This window comes from Leptolyngbya sp. CCNP1308, from assembly GCF_034932455.1.
Taxonomy (GTDB): domain Bacteria; phylum Cyanobacteriota; class Cyanobacteriia; order Phormidesmidales; family Phormidesmidaceae; genus Nodosilinea.
The window spans coordinates 1-16,993 of record NZ_JAYGIH010000117.1; the positions used below are offsets into that span (position 1 = coordinate 1).

Sequence of the window (16,993 nt, forward strand, 5' to 3'; positions counted from 1 at the left end):
TGTCCTCAGTGGCCTCATAAGACTCGACATCAACACCAGATAGACCTAGTAATTCCGTGAGCAGAGGCACCATAACGACTCGGTATAGTATCGACTACATCAGCATACTCATTCCCGTAGAGCCAAATTTTTATAGCTAAGGCTGCCACGATATCGATTGGCTATTGGCTTGCTCTGTTATACTAAATTCCGAATGAATAACCCCCGATTTGTAGGGGCGTAGTATGCTACGCCCCTATGGGGTTCCTGATTGTGAATCGGGGTTTACCAAATCGAATTTTCTATTGCTCGCTGGCTGTTGAAGAAAGGTGGTTTAAATTTACCGAAATAGAAGCACGGAAATTTTGCTACTTCTTAATAGCTAAAATGTGGTGTTGTCAATGGCTAAATTATGTCAATGTTGGCCCCAGTTTGTCAGTAAATCATCCCCCATAGTATTAGCTGCTCTGGGTAAACGGTGAGCCATCGATACAGAGCAAGATATGTTTCAAAAACAACCTTAGGTTTTGTTGGTTATTCGCCTGCTGGGGGATGGCGTTGGTTGGCTGTGAACGGCTAATTTCTCCACTAGAGTGGCGCTGGCTTTGTTGAGGCCGACTACCTCTACCTCTGTCCCAGCCCGGCGAAATTTATTGACTATTTTATCTAGAGCAGCTACAGCGCCCTGATCCCACAGGTGGGCGTGGGTGAGGTCGATGGTGACTCGATCGATAAACTCGTTGAAGTCAAAGGCGTCTGAAAATTCTTCGACGGATACAAAGAAAATTTGTCCCGAAACGGTGTAGATACGGTGGTTACCGTCATCTCTTAACACCTTATCGACAAATACCAGTCGGGCAATTTTGCGGGAGAAAAAGACTGTGCTCATGACGATACCCGTGGCTACGCCCAGGGCAAAGTTTCGGGTAAAAATAGTCACTAGCATGGTAGTCAGCATAACTGCTGTTTCGCTGCGCGGAATGCGGGCCATGTCGCGGAAGGAGGCCCAGCGAAAGGTGCCGATGGACACCATAATCATTACGGCAACCAGGGCTGCCATGGGCATTTGGCGCACCCAGTCGCTGAGGGCCAAAATCGCGAAGAGCAAAAATATCCCAGCGCACAGGGTAGAGAGTCGTCCTCGACCGCCAGACTGTACATTTATGACCGATTGGCCAATCATGCCGCAGCCTGCCATGCCGCCAAAAAAGCTGGTGATTATATTGGCAATGCCCTGGCCTTTGGCCTCCCGGTTTTTGTTGCTGGGGGTGTCGGTGAGCTCGTCTACCAGGGAGGCGGTAAGGAACGAGGCCAGCAGACCAACGATCGCCATGGTCAGCGAGGTGGGCAACACAATCCTTAGGGTTTCGAGGGTTAGGGGTACCTGGGGAAGCGCAAAGATCGGCAGAGTAGTGGGTAATTCGCCCATGTCGCCGACGGTGGGTACCTCAATTCCTAGGGCGATCGCAGCGGTGGTCATGACAAATAGGGCGACTAAGGGGGATGGCACTGCCTTGGTCAAGCGGGGTAGGCCATAAATGATTACCAGCGACAGGGCTGCCATCACATACACCGCTGGTGGCACGTTAATGAGTTGGGGCAACTGCGCCAAGAAAATCAGCACCGCTAGCGCATTGATGTAGCCCACCATCACCGCCCGAGGGACGTAGCGCATCTGGCGACCCAGCTTGAGCACCCCAAAAATGACCTGGAAGATGCCGGTCAGCAGGGTGGCCACCAGCAGATATTCCAGACCGTAGTCGCGCACTAGGTCGATCATCAGCAGGGCCATGGCTCCGGTAGCGGCCGAAATTGACCCCGGCCGCCCGCCTAAAAATGCGGTGGTAACGGCGATGATGAAGGAGGCGTAAAGCCCTACCTTGGGGTCTACGCCAGCAATGATTGAAAATGCGATCGCCTCTGGTATCAGCGCCAGCCCTACCACTGCCCCCGCCAAAATGTCGGCCTTGGGGTTAGACAACCACTCCCTCCTGAGATTGCGAGGCTTGAATCGTCGAAGCTTAAGACTGTGAATATTCAATGTGTCTCCTTGTGACCCAAACAACCACCAAACGCCACAGATACCAATGCCATAACCCCAGTTGCCTAGGGACTCACAGAGGCTCAACCCATGCCCATGTAAAGTCAAATTTGTATTAGATGTCTAGGCTCTAAACCAAATACACACATTTATAGGAAGGGTTTACAGGACAGTGCAAAACAGGTATTGTTTTTATACCGATCGTTCAACATAAAACTTTGCAGGGATTGGGGTATGGTTTTGAAGCTGCTTAGAGGTTAGGCCGCAGCGCCTGAGCGTGTATGCCCAAGATCGTTGACCATGACCAGTACCGCAGGGAGCTGTTGAACCAATGCTTTGATTTATTTGCTGAAAAAGGCTACGCTGCGCTGACCATGCGGCAAATTGCCCAGGGATTGGGAGTATCCACAGGTACGCTCTATCACTATTTTCCCAGTAAAGAACGGCTATTTGAGCAATTGGTGCGCGAAACTACGCTGCGAGATATTCAAAGCGCGATCGCCGTTGCTAGCCAGCAGCCTTGTGTGCTGGGTCGAGTAGAGGCAGCCCTGGAGTATGTTGCTCAAAACGAGGATTTTTTAAGGAAGCAAACACTGATCTGGATTGAGTTTTACCAGCACCAGCACCGAGAGAGTGGCGTTCCAACTGAAGTATTTCACGAGGTTTGGCAAGAGAGCGAACAGCAGATAGCCGCCCTATTAGGACTAGACGATCCGAAATTGATCGGTTTTTTGAGCTGTGTGGTAGATGGCATTTTGCTGCACCGCATCTATGAACCGCAGAGCTGCTCGTTTCGCGATCATGCCCGTCTGCTGCTCGATATGCTGAGGCTCTACCTCACCGAGGGAGGCTCGCTACGTTCACTTAACTGAATCAGCCCCTATTTTTCAGCGGATTGCGGAGGCTAGGGCGTCGGTATGGGGCTAGGCCGCACCAACGCCATGACTCTAGGCTCTCTGAATTACCATTAAGCAATGGCATCCGATGTCTAACCTGCACTCAATGTCTAGTTATCCTATGCTGCCAGTGAATGTTCGTCGATCGCGACAGGCTTGGGGGGCCGCTCTCACCCTGTCGCTCGCTGTAGCGGCCTGTAGTCGACCGGCCCCAGACGCCATGACAGGCCCCCCGGCGGTGCAGGTGCAGGTGCAGGAACTCCAGCCCGGCACCTTTGAAGAAAGCTCTGATTTTGTTGGTTCCCTAGAAGCCGAGCAGCGCATAGAACTCAAGCCAGAGGTCGAAGGCCGCGTGACCCAGGTGCTAGCCAGCTCGGGCAGTGCCGTTGCCCAAGGGCAGCCCGTGGTGCAGCTCAGCACCAACCAGGTGCAGTCTGAGGTGGCTGCCAACCAGGCGGCGGCCCAGGCCGCTGGTTTTGGCCGCAATGCGGCCCAGGCTCAAGTTGATGCGGCCCAGGCCGAACTGACCCGTGCCCAGGCCGATGTCGAGCTGGCCGTGGTTGAATTTAGCCGCACCGAACGACTGGTAGAAGCTGGGGCGCTGAGCCGCCAAGAGCTAGACAATGCCCAAAACCAGCTGAATGTGGCTCAGGCGGCCCAACGGCAGGCCTCGGACAATGTGCGTGCCGCCCAGGCCCAGCTCCAGCAGGCGCTCTCAACCTTTGAGCAGGCCCAGGCCCAGGTTGATGTCAGCCAGGCAGATCTGGGCTTTAAGCAGGTGGTGGCTCCGGTGGCGGGCTTTTTAGGCGATGTGTCCCTCAAGGTTGGTGACTATGTAGAGGCCGGGCAAACCCTGGCCACTATCACCCAAAACAGCGAGCTGTTTTTGCGGATTCAGGTGCCGACTACCCGTGCCAGCCAGCTGCGGACGGGGATTCCGGTAGAGCTGCTTAGCCCCGACACGGGTGAACCCCTGGCTACAGGGAGCGTCAGCTTTATTTCGCCGGAGGTGGACGGCGAGGGGCAGTCAATCTTAGTCAAAGCTCGCTTTCCTAACGAGGCCGGCAATTTGCGCGATGGGCAGTTTGTGCGAGCGCGGCTGATTTGGAGCACCACCGCTACGCTGCTGGTGCCCACGGTGGCCGTTACCCGTATCGCCGGGCAGAGCTTTGTGTTTGTGGCTACCGATCAGCCCCAGGAAGACGGCCAGACTCTGCGAGTGGCCACCCAGCGACCGGTGCAGCTCGGCCCCATTCAGGGCGGAAACTACCAGGTCATTGACGGTCTGCAAGCCGGAGAAGAAGTAATTGTGACGAATATTCTACAGCTGCAGGACGGCAGACCCATTGACCCTGAGGCCCAGGCCTCAGCCACTCCCGCGACCAATTGACGAAAATATTTGCTTCCGACGATGGTGCGGCGTCTGTATGGCGTCATTTGTAAAGTGATTTCCACAGGAATCACAACCTTGTCTAACTCCCCTTAAGCCCCCGGTTTACCCATGGCGCTGTTCTCTATTGCCGACAACTTCATTCGTCGCCCGGTGCTCACTACCGTCTGCACCCTGCTGATTGTGCTGGCGGGGGCGGTGGCCATTCCGCTGCTGCCCATTGAGCAATTGCCCGAAATTGCGCCCCTGCAGATCTCGGTGGCGGCTAACTACACAGGGGCCGATGCTGAGACCGTCGAAAACAACGTCACTACGGTGTTAGAGCGTGAGATCAACGGTGTGGAGGGGATGGAGTTCATTACCTCTAGCAGCACCAACACTGGCCAGAGCAGCATCAATGTTGTGTTTCAGCCCGGTCGCGATAAAGATTTGGCCCAGGTGAATGTGCAAAACCGGGTGTCTCGGGCTGAACCCCAGCTGCCGCCGGAGGTGAGCCAGCTAGGGGTAACGGTAAATGCCCAGTCGCCCAGCATTCTACTGGTGTATCGCTTCTTTACCGATGACGATCGCTACGATGCTCTGTTCCTGAGTAACTACGCCGATCTGTTTATTCTCGATGAGATGAAGCAGATCAACGGTGTTGGTAACGCTGAGGTCTTTGGGGCGGGGCGCTATGCCATGCGCCTGTGGCTGGATCCTACTGCCCTGGCCAGTCAGTCGCTCACCCCTGGGGATGTGGTAACAGCGCTGCAAGAGCAAAACGTGCAGGTGGGGGGCGGTTCTGTAGGGGCACCCCCCGTGGATAGCAGCCAAGCCTACCAGTACACGGTGCGGCTGCCCGGTCGCCTGGAAGAGGTCAGCGAGTTTGAGGATTTAGTGGTGAAGGTGGGCGAAAACGGTAACCTGGTGCGCCTGCGAGAGGTGGGCCGGGCCGAGCTAGGTGCCCAGGACTACAGCTTTGATGCTAAAACCGGCGGCAAGCTGGCGGCGGGTCTGCTGGTGTATCAGCTGCCGGGCAGCAATGCCCTAGAGGTGGCCCAGGCGGTGCGCGATCGCATCGCCGATCTTGAGCCTAGCTTTCCGCCGGGTTTTAGGGCCGAGCTGGTGTTTGACACCACTGACTTTGTGCGGGTGTCGCTAAAGGAAGTGCTGATTACGTTGATCACGGCGATCGCCCTGGTGCTGCTGATTTTATTTATGTTTTTGCAGGACTGGCGCTCGACGATTGTGCCTGCGATCGCGATTCCAGTGTCGCTGATCGGTACGATGGCCTTTTTGCTGGTGTTTGGCTTTTCCATCAACACGCTGACGCTGTTTGGCTGCATTCTGGCCTCGGGGGTGGTGGTGGACGATGCGATCGTCATTGTGGAGGCCATTGCCGCCAAAATTGACCAGGGTATGCGCCCGCGCTTAGCTGCCCTTGACGCCATGCAGGAGCTGTCGGGGGCGGTGGTGGCAACGTCGCTGGTGCTGATGGCGGTGTTTATTCCGGTGGCGTTTTTTCCGGGCAGCACGGGCAAAATCTATCAGCAGTTTGCCCTCACCATTGCCTTTGCGATCGTGGTCTCAACCTTCAACGCCCTCAGCTTTTCGCCTGCCATGTCGGCTCTGCTGCTGCGCCCTAGATCCGCTGGCCCGCGCAGCGGTCTTTCAGGGCGGTTCTTCGATCGCTTCAACGAGGCGCTGAGTTGGATCATTGAACGCTACCGACGCTTGGTGCGAGTGCTGATTCGGCTGCGCTATGGGGTGTTGGCAGTTTTTGCCGTGGGCGTGGTGCTGATGGTCTTCATGCTGCGCTTGGTACCTACTGGCTTTGTGCCTGAAGAAGACCAGGGTTACTTCCTGGGCATTGTGCAGGCTCCTGACGGGGTATCGCTGGAGTACACCAAGCAGGTTATGGGGCGGGCTGACGAGTTGATTTCCCAGTTTCCAGAGGTGACTAGCACCTTTATGCTGTCGGGGTTTGGCTTTGATGGGCCATCGCCTAACCGGGGGGTGTTTTTTGCTACCCTGGCCCCCTGGGAGGAGCGGCGGGGCGCTGAGTCGTCAGTTACGGGGCTGCTGCCGAAGGTCAATGGCGCGCTCTCAGGCATTCAGGAAGCGCTGGTGATTGCCTTTAATGCGCCGCCGGTGCCGGGCTTTAGCCCTACAGGAGCGCTGGAAATGCAGCTGCAAGACCGCAGCGGCAACCAGATGACGATCGACCAGTTTTTGGGCAACGCCTACGAAATTATGGGGCTGGCCAACCAGTCGCCTGCCTCCATGGGGGTGTTTACCCAGTTCACGGCCAGCTCGCCCCAGGTGCAGGCCGATATCAACCGCGATCGCCTCAAGGCTCTCGATATCGATATCAATGAAGCGTTGACTACCGTGGGCACCTACTTGGGGTCTCGCTACGTCAACGACTTTACCAGCGGTGGGCGCAACTACCGAGTTTACGTTCAGGCCGAGCAAGAGGCTCGTAACGAACCGTCTGACATCAACAGTATCTATGTGCGATCGCGCCAGGGCAATATGGTGCCTTTGGGCGAGGTGGTCACCCTGAGCGAGGTGGTAGGGCCATCTACTATCAACCACTTCAACCTGCTGCGATCGATCAAGCTGGAGGGGATGCCCGCTCCGGGGGCCAGCTCTGGTCAGCTAATTGCGGCCATGGCTGATGCCCACGCCCAGGCGGCTCTGCCGGTGGTAGCTCAGGACTGGCAGGGCACGGCCCGCGAAGAAATTGCCTCCGGCGGCCTAGCCACCATCATCTTTGGCCTGGGGGTGCTGGTGGTGTTCTTGGTGCTGGCGGCCCAGTACGAAAACTACGTTGACCCGATTATTATTCTCCTGACGGTGCCGCTGGCGGTGCTGGGGGCGCTAGTATTTCTATTTCTGCGCGGGCTCGACCTCAACATCTATGCCCAGGTGGGCCTGGTGATGCTAATTGGTCTGGCCAGCAAAAACGCCATTCTAATTGTGGAGTTTGCCAACCAGGCCCGCAGTCAGGGGTTGGGGCTGGTGCCTTCGGCGATCGCCGCCGCTGAGCAGCGGTTTCGGCCCATTGTCATGACGGCAATTTCGTCGCTGGTGGGGTTCTTTCCGCTGCTAATTGCTACCGGAGCGGGGAGCGCCAGCCGCTGGTCGGTGGGCTACACCGTATTTGGTGGGCTGCTGGTAGCCACGGTGCTGAGCCTGCTGGTGGTGCCCGTACTTTACGTGATTCTCAAGGGCTTTGCCGAGCGGGTGCTGCCGGGCGGCCCTGGGGCACCGCCGATGACTACTAGCTTGGGCAACGGCGATCGCCCCGGTTCCCTAGACGAAGATGAAGCTCTGGCACCGATGCGATCGCAAGGGGAGAACCCTGCCTAGGGCTGCGATCGCGATGGTTGTCGCCGAGCAACATTAGAATTTATAGCGTTGCTCAAATTTGCCCCCGTAACAGAGGTGCCCATTGTTCTGGGGCATGGCTCTGGCGCAGATTACCTGTAAGGATGTAAGGAGTCGATATGGATGAGGAAGGGTCGCAGGCTGAACTGGCTGCTCGCCTAGAGGCGCTAGAGGCCAGGGTAGAAGGCTTTATTCAGCAGGGGATAACGGAGCGCGTCGCCCGCCTAGAAGATGCGCTAACCCTGGTAACCGATGTTGAACGCTATCAACCGCTTCAGCGGCTGCTTAAAACTGGCAAGCTGAGAGAGGCTGACGAAGAGACGGTGCGAGTTATTTTGCAGGAGGCGGGCACCCCCGATCGCGAAGATCTAACTCCCGATGCCATTCGCCTGTTTTCCTGCAGCGTGCTGCGGGTAGTAGACCGTCTGTGGACGACCTACACGGGGGGGCGGTTTGGCTTTAGTGTCCAGCTCCAGATTTACCAATCGGTGGGCGGCACCCTTGAAACAGCCCTGGTGCAAGACACCGCTACCCTCAATCGGCTGGGGGAACAGGTCGGCTGGCGTCAAAACGAACAGTGGAAAACAATTGACCAGGCTCGCCATGATCTAGACGATCCCATCGGCTGCTATCCCGTTGTCTGGTGGGATTCTCCCTACGGAGCCAAAATGGTCAACTACTTTCTGAGCCGCCTGTTTACCTGCGAACTGTAGCGACCTGCGGACAGCTTAGAAATTTCCAGGGAGGCAAAACTTTTTGCCCGTCGTCCTTTAGATTTCTGCAAGTAACAGATCTCTGAAAGTAACCCCAAGACCGTCTCGCTGATATTTCAGCGAGACGGTCTTTGAAAGGCTGGAGTAAGCCCATTTCCCAAGCGCCTAGAGCAATGCCTGCTGTCTGGGGAACGGTGGCTCACTCTTCTCCTGTTGCGGGGGCAGTAACTTCGGTTGCCGGTTGGGCCTGCTGACGGCGCAGGGCGTCCTGCTGTAGCGTGCGGAAGTTGGAGGCCTCATCGCTGATACGGCCGCGATGCTGGCGGCTAAATTCGCTAGGGCTGCGTTCGTTCATCAGCACTGCCCGGTGAATTAAATCAAAGGGGCTGCTGCTCTCGCCAAAAAGACCGCCGTTGGCATCGCTGTCGCCAAACCCTTCGTTAGTGTCAACGCGAGGGGTGCGGCTGGGGTCAGTAGCCGTAGACTGGGCCAGGGCAGCTGGAGCCAGAGCTAACAGACTAGCGGCTGCGATCGCGGCTGCCAGTGGTCGAGAGAGACAGTTTGGGTAAACCATAGGAGCACTCCTTGACACCATAACAACTCAGAATTTGGGCACAGGCAATTGTGCTGTCTACGCCTGCTATTGTAGCGGCTATCTGGCCCGCTGCAGACAGCTCTATACCAGCTCACCAACTGGCTTGATAGAGTCTGCTGCTAAGCAATGCGGCGACGCAACAAGGGTTGAATTAGCCCCAGCGCCAGCCCGCAGAAGACCAATAAAACAGCTAGACAAGCCCCCAGCGAAACCGCCGCAAACGGCGTCTGCAGCACTGTGCTACCCAAGCCCCAGGCCGGGTGCAGGTAGACGTAGCGAATGGGCTCAATGGCGTAGGTGAGGGGGTTGAGGCTGGCCACCACCTGTAACCACCGGGGCATAAACTCCAATGGTACTAGTGCCGTACTCGAAAATAAGAGGGGCAAGTTGGTGACGAAAATCACCCCAATCAGCTCAATGTGGCCAGGCAGGGCAAAGGTTAGGCCTAGACTGAGGGCCGTTACCCCCAGCACCAGCACCATAACGATGAACAGCACCAGCAGCAGCCCTGGTAGACTGGGCAGCCCTGCCCCCAGAACTGCGCTAAGGGCCAAAATAGCCGCCGTTTGCACCAGGCTCAGGGCGGCGATAAACAGCGCCGACGCCACCACGATGGAATACCGCGAAGCCAGCGGGGCCACCAAAAACCGGTTTAAAAAGCCAAACTCGCGGTCAAACATCACCGGCAGCCCGGCGTTGAGCGCTCCGCCAAAGGCCGTAAACACAATGATGCCCGCCCCCAAAAACTGGCCGTAGTTGCGGCTCTCGCCAAACAGTCCGGCGGGCACGTTTTGGAATAATGCCCCAAACAGCACCAGCCAGATCAAGGGCTGGATTACCCCCGCCACCAGGGTTGTGGGGCGGCGCTGAAGCTGAATAAACAGCCGCCGGGTCATGGCCAAGGTCTCTTGCACGAAGGCTCCCGAGACCAGCCCTTGGGATTTAACCAGCTCCGCCTTCCAGGCTTTGAGTTCTGAGTTTTCAAGGTTGGGGGCAGCCTCACGGGCGGGGGATGGGGTGGGGATGGTGGTGCTCATGGTGTTATCCTAACGTCCCTTCATGGCCTGTTTTTTTTCTTTTTTGAGGTCGCGCTGCCCGACGGCGGCCAATTCCGCATCCATCAGGGTGCGGCCTGTGGCGGCCAGGTACACGTCGTCGAGGCTGGGGCGCGACTGGGCAATGCCAAAGACTGGCAGATCGGCAGCTTTGAGAGCCTGCTGTACCGTCAACAGCACGTCGGGCTGGCGGTCTACCACCAGGTTCAACGAGTTGCCCTGGGCGGCGTTGACGATGACCTCACGCACAAAGGGCAACTCGGCCAGCATGGCGCGGGCGCTGTCGGCCTCGGCGTCAGCGGTGAATTCGCGAATGCGCAGGGTGATGCGATCGCCCCCAATCTTGTCCTTCAGTTCGCTGGGGGTGCCCGACGAGATTACCTGACCGCGATCGATGATGGCGACGCGATCGGCCAGGGCATCGACTTCCTCTAAATAATGGCTGGTAATCAAAATGGTGGTGCCCGCCGCCCGCAGCTGCCGCAGAAACGTCCACACCGCCGCGCGGGTCTCAATGTCGAGGCCCACGGTGGGTTCATCTAGCACCAGCAGATCGGGCTGGTGTAGAAGGCCCAATGCTAGATCGAGGCGCTTTCTCAACCCGCCCGAGTAGTTGCCGGTCTTTTGGTCAGCCCAGTCGCCCAGGTCGAGCAGATCGATCATCTGGTCAATGCGGCGGCCCGAGACCCCCTTGGGCATGTGGTAAATAGCGGCCTGAAGCTGGAGCAGCTCGCGCCCAGTGAGCACCTTATCTAAAGCCACCTCTTGGGCAATGTAGCCCAGGTATTGGCGCACCAGCCGAGGCTGCTCAACCACCGAGACACCCATCACCTCTAGGGTGCCGCTGTCGGGGGTGGCCAGGGTGCAGAGACAGCGAATAGTGGTAGTTTTGCCTGCCCCATTTGGCCCCAGCAGGCCAAAAATTTCGCCGGGCTCAATGGTAAGCGACACATCGCGCACCGCTTCCACCGCCCCGTAGGACTTTTTCAGGTTTTTAATCGATACCGCTGCGCCCATCTGTAGAGCTCACCCCAAAAGAATTGGTTCTCACATTGGTTATTCTACAGAATTACATCGAGCGGCGGGAGAATTAAAGCGGGCCGATAAGTCGTAATTACCTTTAGATAATGTGCTGGCCTTGGGGCGTCAAATACTCTATTCGATACCCTCAGCGAGTTATTGCCCCCAATTTGAAAAGCTGGAGAGATTTTTGTCTCTATCCAGAAATTTGACGTTCCTCAAGCAGCCGCATTCCTTGTTAGAGACAAGGATGCGATGGGCAAAGAACTTGCTTCAAGTCTGGAGAGATCGACTACCTGGCTGGCATGGTCAATGTCTAGCCCCACCAAATGTCCTTCAGCGTCAAAATCCAGCACAATGCCGTCGGCCACCTCTTGAGAGTCCGCACTAGGCTGATCTAACAGGCTGATGTAAAGCGAGTCCGTTTCAGGATAGTAGTGAAACTTCACAGCGGCGGCCCCTTAAAATTGCGATCGGGGAAAGCATTCAGAACGGTTTCCCTATCTTCTAGAGTAACAACGCGCAAGTATTTGCCAATCGTATCTACAAAAATCCAGTGACGTACACGCCCGTCTGCTTGAGTTTCTTTGTAGAACGGATGGCGAATGGCTTGTTCACACCACTCTCGCTGCAGGTAGGGGCGTCTTGCCAAAACCTGTTCTTCGAAGTATTGCGTTGTTTTCACAAATCACTTAAACGGGCAGCAGGCTCACCAACGATTCGAGTTGGCCAGAGACACTGGCTACCAGGGCACGGGTCACCGGCCAGCTATCGACCACCATGCCTGCCGACAGCAGCATCATGTAGAGAATCGAGAACTTGAACAGTCCCTTGGCCAGGTCGCGATCGCTCGGTGCCTGCAACAATGTCCAGGCCCGCTGGATAAACATGACTCCCAGTACCAGGGCGATCGCCGCATACACCGCCCCAGTGGCCCCCAGGGGAAAGGTCATCATTAGCGTCAGCGGCACCAGCACCAGAGTGTAGTACCAAATCTGCTGAGCTGTAGACTCGTCGCCCGCCACCACCGGCATCATCGGTACATTGACCTTGGCGTAGTCATCTTGAATCAGCATGGCCAGCCCCCAAAAGTGGGGGGGTGTCCAGATGAACACAATGGCGAAAAACAGCCACGCCGCCAGGGGCAGATCCCCCGTCACCGCCGCCCAACCCACCAGGGGTGGAATCGCCCCGGCAGCGCCGCCAATCACAATATTCTGCGGCGAAGACCGCTTCAGCCAGTGGGTGTAGACCCCCACATAGATGGCGATGCCCACCATCGACAGGGTGGCGCTGAGCAGGTTGGCCACCAGCGCTTGCAGGCTGAAGGACAGCACGGCCAACACCCCAGCAAATACCAGGGCATCGCGCACCTGAATGCGCCCCGAGGGCAGCGGGCGGTGGCGGGTGCGCTCCATGTCGTAGTCGATGTCGCGATCGTAGACGCAGTTGATGGCCTGAGCTGACGCTGCGGCCAGGGTGCCGCTTAGCAGCGTCACCATCAGCAGCACCGGATCGACCTCGCCCTGGCTTGCTACCCACATGGCCGCCGCTGTCTCGATTAGCAGCAGGGGGATGATGCGGGGCTTGGTGAGCTGTACATAGCTCTGCACAACGGCCTTAAACGACTCGTGGTGCCGAGTGGGGGCATTCCATGTGGTGGTCTGATTCATGCAAAAAATCCTAAATGGTTTTGAAAACCGTAGATGACAGCTAAGTACGCCTAGAGGAGTGAATGAAAACCTTCGTAACAGCAGAGAGCACTGTTAGGCCTCGACAGCAGCAGTCGTGGAGGCTAGGAGTGTCTCGGCAGTGCCGAAGCGGGGCTCATTGGGGATGGGGTTGAGGCGATCGCGCCAAGCCAGCACCGTAAAGCACACCAGGGTGCCGACCAGTGCTGCTCCCAGGGTATGGTGGGCTACGGTCAAGGGCTCGACCTGGAGCCTCAGCCGAAAGGTGGCGATCCCCATAACCAGCTGAAACACCAGCAGTGCGCTGGCTAGGCTGCCCAACCGCCGCAGGGGATAGGTGAGCGCTGGAGTGCGCCACACTGTCCAAGTCAGGGCCAGCACGAGGGCGGTGGTAGGCAAAATTCCCAGCAGGTGGCTATTCATCACTTGGCACAGTTCCTTCAGCCCCAGGCATTGGTGGGCTGCCCAGCGCGACCCCACTAGCCCTCCCAGTAAACACTGGGTGTAAACCACAGCCAGCGCGGCCAGGCCCAGCCAGGGTAGGCGGCCCACGGTGCCCGTGCTGCGGTAGGGCAGCAGACAACAGGCGATGATCAGCATGGCGCTAAAGAACAGCAGCGCTGCACCCAGGTGGGCAGTGACAATATCGAAGCGTAGCAGCTGGGTCACCGTTAGGCCGCCTAGCGCCCCCTGGACGCCAATCAGGGCCAGCGCCCCTGCCGATGCCCAGGGCAACCAGCCGGGCACCTGTCGCCGGTACCACAGGCTAAGGGCAACCAGCCACAGGGTACTGAGGCCAATCAGTGCGGCATCTAGCCGGTGGAACCACTCTAAGAACACCTGGAAATTCATCTGCTGCCGAGGTACCAGTTGGCCGTAGCACAGGGGCCAGTCGGGGCAGGCCAGGCCCGCATTCATCACTCGGGTAGCGCTGCCTACGGCCATCAGGGCGAGGGTGGCAAAGGCAATTTTCCAAACCAGCCGCCGAATGCGATCGGCTGGGGTCGGGGCAACATTAGTGGTGGGCCACAGCGCTTCACGGGCCGTAGCCGGGGATAAAAACGAGGGGAAATTTGCGGCCATGCCATCTCCAGCGGTGAGCAGTGCGGTCTGGGGAAGGGCTTCGGGCAGCTCGGGACATGAGCCCCCGAGGGCTGAGCCGCTAGAAGACCCATGAGAGTAAACACTCAAACGTATGATTACAGAACTAAATAGAAACTGTAGCCCTCAGGTTGGGGTTGTTGCTTACCACTTTAGAGAGGGCAACCCTTGATTTGGCAAAGCTTTAGGGTTTTCTTTGGGATTTGAATACCGCCTTAGCCTGCTATATAAAAGCTAGAGTTGTGCCGTAGCCAGACACACAACGTAATCTATCGTTACCTTTGGCGGGGGGCTTTGGGTCAGGGTAGGGCGATCGCCGCTTAGAGTGCCCTCGGGCTGGCCGTCAGATGACATAATGGAGTGTCCCTGCTGGAGGTCACCTGCGCCCCGAGCGGCAGGGCCAGACGACTTCTCTGTTGACCGACTGCTTACCGATCGCAACGAGTACTGCACCCATGAGCGCCCCTCTTACCCTCAACCTGTCCCAGGGCTCCCTTCGCTTTACCTTCTCTGCCGAAGCGGCCCAATCCCTCAAGGCCTCCTTAGACGAGCTGATGACCGCCCTGAAAAGCGCGGCCGCCCAGGGAGGGGATACCAGTCGGCGGACACCGCAGTCGTCAGTGGAATATCGCCACAGTGGGGAGGTATTTTTCGAGGTGTTCTGCAACCCCAACATCTGGCCCAGCCCCTTTGCGGCCAAAGTGCTGCTGACCCTGCGGGACGATCGCATTCGAGTGACCACCGAGGCCGAGTTATCGCAGATTTACGACGATGTGATTGCCTACCTAGGCTAGGAGCATTCGCCAGCGCCCCTCTACTCCAGGCGGGATAGTAGCCTGAGATGCCACACCCCTGGGGATAGGCGCGATAGAATATGAACGCCAAAGGGCCGCTAGTGCGGCGTTGGCTGCGCTTAAGCGATTTCCGAAAAACTTTCTCCCTAATGGTGGGCAGTGCCCACCCTACGGTGGCTACAGTCGCCGGATAAAGCGGAGAGCTTCTTTTCTAAAAATCTCCTTAAAACGATCAATCGTTAATAGGCAAGCGCTGAATTTTGGAGTTTCTAAGGTAGCAAGCTATGTACCCCGATGATCTGACTCAAACTCTGCAGAAGGGAATCCGCGTTACCCTGGGGGCCACCGCGTCGTTGATTGAAGCCCTCCAAGATCCTGAAACCTCGAACCAACGTTTTTCTGAGCTGGGAGGCGATGTCAACCGCCTCACCGAAGAGTTAGAGGTCAAAGGCGAGACCACCGAGCGCGAGGCCAGACAGTTTGTCGATGGGTTGCTCAGCCAGGTGCCCAACCCCTTTGGCAGCTCTAGCCCAAGCGCCAGGGAGACTACCATTACCACCGTGGCCAGCCCCGTGGTCAACACCGCCGTGCAGAGCGATTTGGAGGCGCTGACCCTAGAACTGGCGGAAATTCGCCGCGAGATTGAGGCGCTCAAGAGCTAAGTAAAGCATGGTAGGCAATGCCACCACCACAGAAAATCTGGCGATCGCAGAGAACGGTGACCAAGCGATCGCCGAGCGCGAAGTCTACTTTGTCAGCGGCCTGGGTGCCGACTGGCGGGTGTTTCAGCGCCTACAACTAGAGGGCTATCGGCCCGTGCATATTCTCTGGCAGCGTCCCCAGCGCCGAGAGACCATTGAGCATTACGCCCAGCGACTGCTGAAGCAAGTGACCACAGAAAACCCTATTTTTGTGGGGCTTTCCTTTGGCGGGCTGATGGCGATTGAAATGGCCAAGCTTTGCAACCCTGCCCAGGTGATTGTGATCTCTAGCGCCACAACTGGGGCACAAATCCCGGCCTACTTCAAGGTGTTTCGCTGGCTGCCAGTGCAGCTGGTGGTGCCCTTTAAGCAACTGCTGTGGGCAGTCCACTGGCTGCTGAACTGGCTGTTTGGCCTCAGCGATCGGGACGACTGCTCGCTGTTTAAGCAGGTTTTGGTTGATACCGACCCTTTTTTCCTGAAGTGGGCGATCAATCGGGTCGTGGGCTGGCGCAACCAGGTAGTGCCCGAGCATCTGGTGCATATTCATGGGGGGAGCGATCGCGTCTTTCCCTTTGGCCACCGCAGCGCCGATGTGGTGGTGCCCAGCGGCGGCCACCTGATGGTGCTCAACCGGGCCGAAGAGCTGTCTCAGCTATTGATGCATACCCTGGCAACGAGTCCGGTAGAAAGCTAGAGCGTCGTTGAGCTGGGTTGAGTTGGTGCTGGGGTGGTTTTTAAGCGCGTTTGAAGCGGCAAATCTGGACGCTTAAGCTGGTCTAGGGCCGCCGCAAAGTCTGCCTCGTCTACCCCAGGGGGCGTATCGGCGGCGGCGAGTTCGCGGTGCTGGGGATCGGGCAGCAGGCGCAGCCAGGTGTGGGTGAGTCGATGGGTAACGGGGGCAGCGGCGGCAGATTCTAGCACCAAGGTTGGCAGCCACAGCTGCCCCAGCACTGGGTTGAGCAGTTCGCCATGGATAGCGGCGGTGCGGCGCTGAAAGAGCATTTTACAGGCGGCAGGGGCCTGGCGCAGACATCGGCGGCGATCGCGCAGCGCCCTAGCCCAGGGGGCGTTACCCAGCCAGGGCAGCACCAGGGGCAGGGGCGACCAGGGGGCAATCAGCCAGCGATCGCGCCGCCAGCGGCCTCGGAGGGTGCGATCGGTCACCCCCTCGGGGGCCAGCACCGCCAGACTTTCTACCTGGTCGGGGTAGGTGAGGGCGTACTGACCTGCCACCCAGGCCCCCAGCGAGTGGCCCACCAGCCGAAACCGCTGAATACGCAGAGCGCTCAATAGACTGTGCAGCACCTCTACCTGAAGGGCCACTGAATAGGTCGTTTTGCCCTCGCGCCACGACTCGCCAAAGCCCAGCAGGTCGGGGGCCAGGCAATGGTACCGGGGGGCCAGTCGCTGCATAAGCGGCAGCCACTGGGTGCTGTCGTGCCACGACCCGTGCAAGAAAATCACCGTTTCTGCCTGGGGTTTGCCGCCCTCGTGCCAAAACACATTGCCGCTGGGCAGCTTCATGCGGCCAGTGCGAAGGGGAATCTCGGCGGGTAACGGCATGGCGACTCGATGGGTAGATGGCACCAGGGTAATCGGAGGGCGGTGCCCAATCCGTCAAACCCAGCAAACTTACCCAAAA

16 protein-coding genes are annotated in these 16,993 nt (G+C 57.8%); 7 read left to right on the top strand and 9 right to left on the bottom strand.

Features of this window, described 5'->3' with window-relative positions:
- Positions 1–499: 499 nt before the first annotated feature.
- Complete coding sequence (locus VB780_RS30405; protein ID WP_416349282.1) at positions 500–2,014, bottom strand: SulP family inorganic anion transporter; 1,515 nt, start codon at positions 2,012–2,014, stop codon at positions 500–502.
- 287 nt (positions 2,015–2,301) lie between these two features.
- Here VB780_RS30405 and VB780_RS30410 point away from each other — a divergent pair, with 287 nt between their 5' ends.
- The 4 genes from VB780_RS30410 (at position 2,302) to VB780_RS30425 (ending at position 8,391) form a co-directional block, all read left to right on the top strand.
- Positions 2,302–2,892: a TetR/AcrR family transcriptional regulator gene (locus VB780_RS30410; protein WP_323354943.1), complete on the top strand. Its 591-nt coding sequence runs from the start codon at positions 2,302–2,304 to the stop codon at positions 2,890–2,892.
- Between the two features lie 130 nt (positions 2,893–3,022).
- The gene (locus tag VB780_RS30415; RefSeq protein WP_323354944.1) at positions 3,023–4,306 is read left to right on the top strand and encodes an efflux RND transporter periplasmic adaptor subunit; all 1,284 of its coding nucleotides are present in this window, start codon (positions 3,023–3,025) and stop codon (positions 4,304–4,306) included.
- A 111-nt stretch (positions 4,307–4,417) separates the two neighbouring features.
- Entirely contained in the window at positions 4,418–7,660 is a 3,243-nt protein-coding gene (locus tag VB780_RS30420) for an efflux RND transporter permease subunit (RefSeq protein ID WP_323354945.1), read from the top strand.
- Between the two features lie 137 nt (positions 7,661–7,797).
- Positions 7,798–8,391 carry a GUN4 domain-containing protein gene (locus tag VB780_RS30425; protein WP_323354946.1) on the top strand — a complete coding sequence of 198 codons (594 nt, stop codon included), beginning with the start codon at positions 7,798–7,800 and terminating at the stop codon, positions 8,389–8,391.
- Between the two features lie 199 nt (positions 8,392–8,590).
- On the opposite strand, the gene VB780_RS30430 is transcribed toward VB780_RS30425, so the two are convergent.
- From VB780_RS30430 to VB780_RS30460, 7 genes are all read right to left on the bottom strand, one after another.
- The gene (locus VB780_RS30430; RefSeq protein ID WP_323354947.1) at positions 8,591–8,965 is read right to left on the bottom strand and encodes a hypothetical protein; all 375 of its coding nucleotides are present in this window, start codon (positions 8,963–8,965) and stop codon (positions 8,591–8,593) included.
- A 140-nt stretch (positions 8,966–9,105) separates the two neighbouring features.
- Complete coding sequence (locus VB780_RS30435) at positions 9,106–10,023, bottom strand: ABC transporter permease (protein WP_323354948.1); 918 nt, start codon at positions 10,021–10,023, stop codon at positions 9,106–9,108.
- Between the two features lie 9 nt (positions 10,024–10,032).
- Positions 10,033–11,058: an ABC transporter ATP-binding protein gene (locus tag VB780_RS30440; RefSeq protein WP_323354949.1), complete on the bottom strand. Its 1,026-nt coding sequence runs from the start codon at positions 11,056–11,058 to the stop codon at positions 10,033–10,035.
- Between the two features lie 221 nt (positions 11,059–11,279).
- Entirely contained in the window at positions 11,280–11,510 is a 231-nt protein-coding gene (locus VB780_RS30445; RefSeq protein WP_323354950.1) for a DUF2283 domain-containing protein, read from the bottom strand.
- The gene (locus VB780_RS30450) at positions 11,507–11,746 is read right to left on the bottom strand and encodes a hypothetical protein (protein ID WP_323354951.1); all 240 of its coding nucleotides are present in this window, start codon (positions 11,744–11,746) and stop codon (positions 11,507–11,509) included. Before VB780_RS30450 ends, VB780_RS30445 begins: the two co-directional genes overlap by 4 nt.
- 7 nt (positions 11,747–11,753) lie before the next feature.
- Complete coding sequence (locus tag VB780_RS30455; protein WP_323354952.1) at positions 11,754–12,734, bottom strand: heme o synthase; 981 nt, start codon at positions 12,732–12,734, stop codon at positions 11,754–11,756.
- A 93-nt stretch (positions 12,735–12,827) separates the two neighbouring features.
- The gene (locus VB780_RS30460; protein WP_323354953.1) at positions 12,828–13,835 is read right to left on the bottom strand and encodes a heme A synthase; all 1,008 of its coding nucleotides are present in this window, start codon (positions 13,833–13,835) and stop codon (positions 12,828–12,830) included.
- A 473-nt stretch (positions 13,836–14,308) separates the two neighbouring features.
- On the opposite strand from VB780_RS30460, the gene VB780_RS30465 reads away from it, so the two are divergent.
- From VB780_RS30465 to VB780_RS30475, 3 genes are all read left to right on the top strand, one after another.
- A complete protein-coding gene (locus tag VB780_RS30465; RefSeq protein WP_323354954.1) occupies positions 14,309–14,647 on the top strand; it encodes a hypothetical protein in 339 nt (112 codons plus the stop codon).
- Between the two features lie 284 nt (positions 14,648–14,931).
- Complete coding sequence (locus VB780_RS30470) at positions 14,932–15,309, top strand: hypothetical protein (RefSeq protein WP_323354955.1); 378 nt, start codon at positions 14,932–14,934, stop codon at positions 15,307–15,309.
- A 7-nt stretch (positions 15,310–15,316) separates the two neighbouring features.
- The gene (locus VB780_RS30475; protein ID WP_323354956.1) at positions 15,317–16,045 is read left to right on the top strand and encodes an alpha/beta hydrolase; all 729 of its coding nucleotides are present in this window, start codon (positions 15,317–15,319) and stop codon (positions 16,043–16,045) included.
- On the opposite strand, the gene VB780_RS30480 is transcribed toward VB780_RS30475, so the two are convergent.
- On the bottom strand, positions 16,042–16,914 hold the full coding sequence (locus VB780_RS30480; protein WP_323354957.1) for an alpha/beta hydrolase: 873 nt from the start codon (positions 16,912–16,914) through the stop codon (positions 16,042–16,044). The genes VB780_RS30475 and VB780_RS30480 overlap by 4 nt on opposite strands.
- Between the last annotated feature and the right edge of the window lie 79 nt (positions 16,915–16,993).

Bases quoted from the DNA above. Each gene is read 5' to 3' on its own strand.
- VB780_RS30440 (WP_323354949.1), bottom strand. From the start codon at position 11,058: ATGGGCGCAGCGGTATCGATTAAAAACCTGAAAAAGTCCTACGGGGCG.
- VB780_RS30435 (WP_323354948.1), bottom strand. From the start codon at position 10,023: ATGAGCACCACCATCCCCACCCCATCCCCCGCCCGTGAGGCTGCCCCC.
- VB780_RS30410 (WP_323354943.1), top strand. From the start codon at position 2,302: ATGCCCAAGATCGTTGACCATGACCAGTACCGCAGGGAGCTGTTGAAC.
- VB780_RS30430 (WP_323354947.1), bottom strand. From the start codon at position 8,965: ATGGTTTACCCAAACTGTCTCTCTCGACCACTGGCAGCCGCGATCGCA.
- VB780_RS30475 (WP_323354956.1), top strand. From the start codon at position 15,317: ATGGTAGGCAATGCCACCACCACAGAAAATCTGGCGATCGCAGAGAAC.
- VB780_RS30455 (WP_323354952.1), bottom strand. From the start codon at position 12,734: ATGAATCAGACCACCACATGGAATGCCCCCACTCGGCACCACGAGTCG.
- VB780_RS30425 (WP_323354946.1), top strand. From the start codon at position 7,798: ATGGATGAGGAAGGGTCGCAGGCTGAACTGGCTGCTCGCCTAGAGGCG.
- VB780_RS30480 (WP_323354957.1), bottom strand. From the start codon at position 16,914: ATGCCGTTACCCGCCGAGATTCCCCTTCGCACTGGCCGCATGAAGCTG.
- VB780_RS30415 (WP_323354944.1), top strand. From the start codon at position 3,023: ATGTCTAGTTATCCTATGCTGCCAGTGAATGTTCGTCGATCGCGACAG.
- VB780_RS30460 (WP_323354953.1), bottom strand. From the start codon at position 13,835: ATGGCCGCAAATTTCCCCTCGTTTTTATCCCCGGCTACGGCCCGTGAA.
- VB780_RS30470 (WP_323354955.1), top strand. From the start codon at position 14,932: ATGTACCCCGATGATCTGACTCAAACTCTGCAGAAGGGAATCCGCGTT.
- VB780_RS30420 (WP_323354945.1), top strand. From the start codon at position 4,418: ATGGCGCTGTTCTCTATTGCCGACAACTTCATTCGTCGCCCGGTGCTC.
- VB780_RS30465 (WP_323354954.1), top strand. From the start codon at position 14,309: ATGAGCGCCCCTCTTACCCTCAACCTGTCCCAGGGCTCCCTTCGCTTT.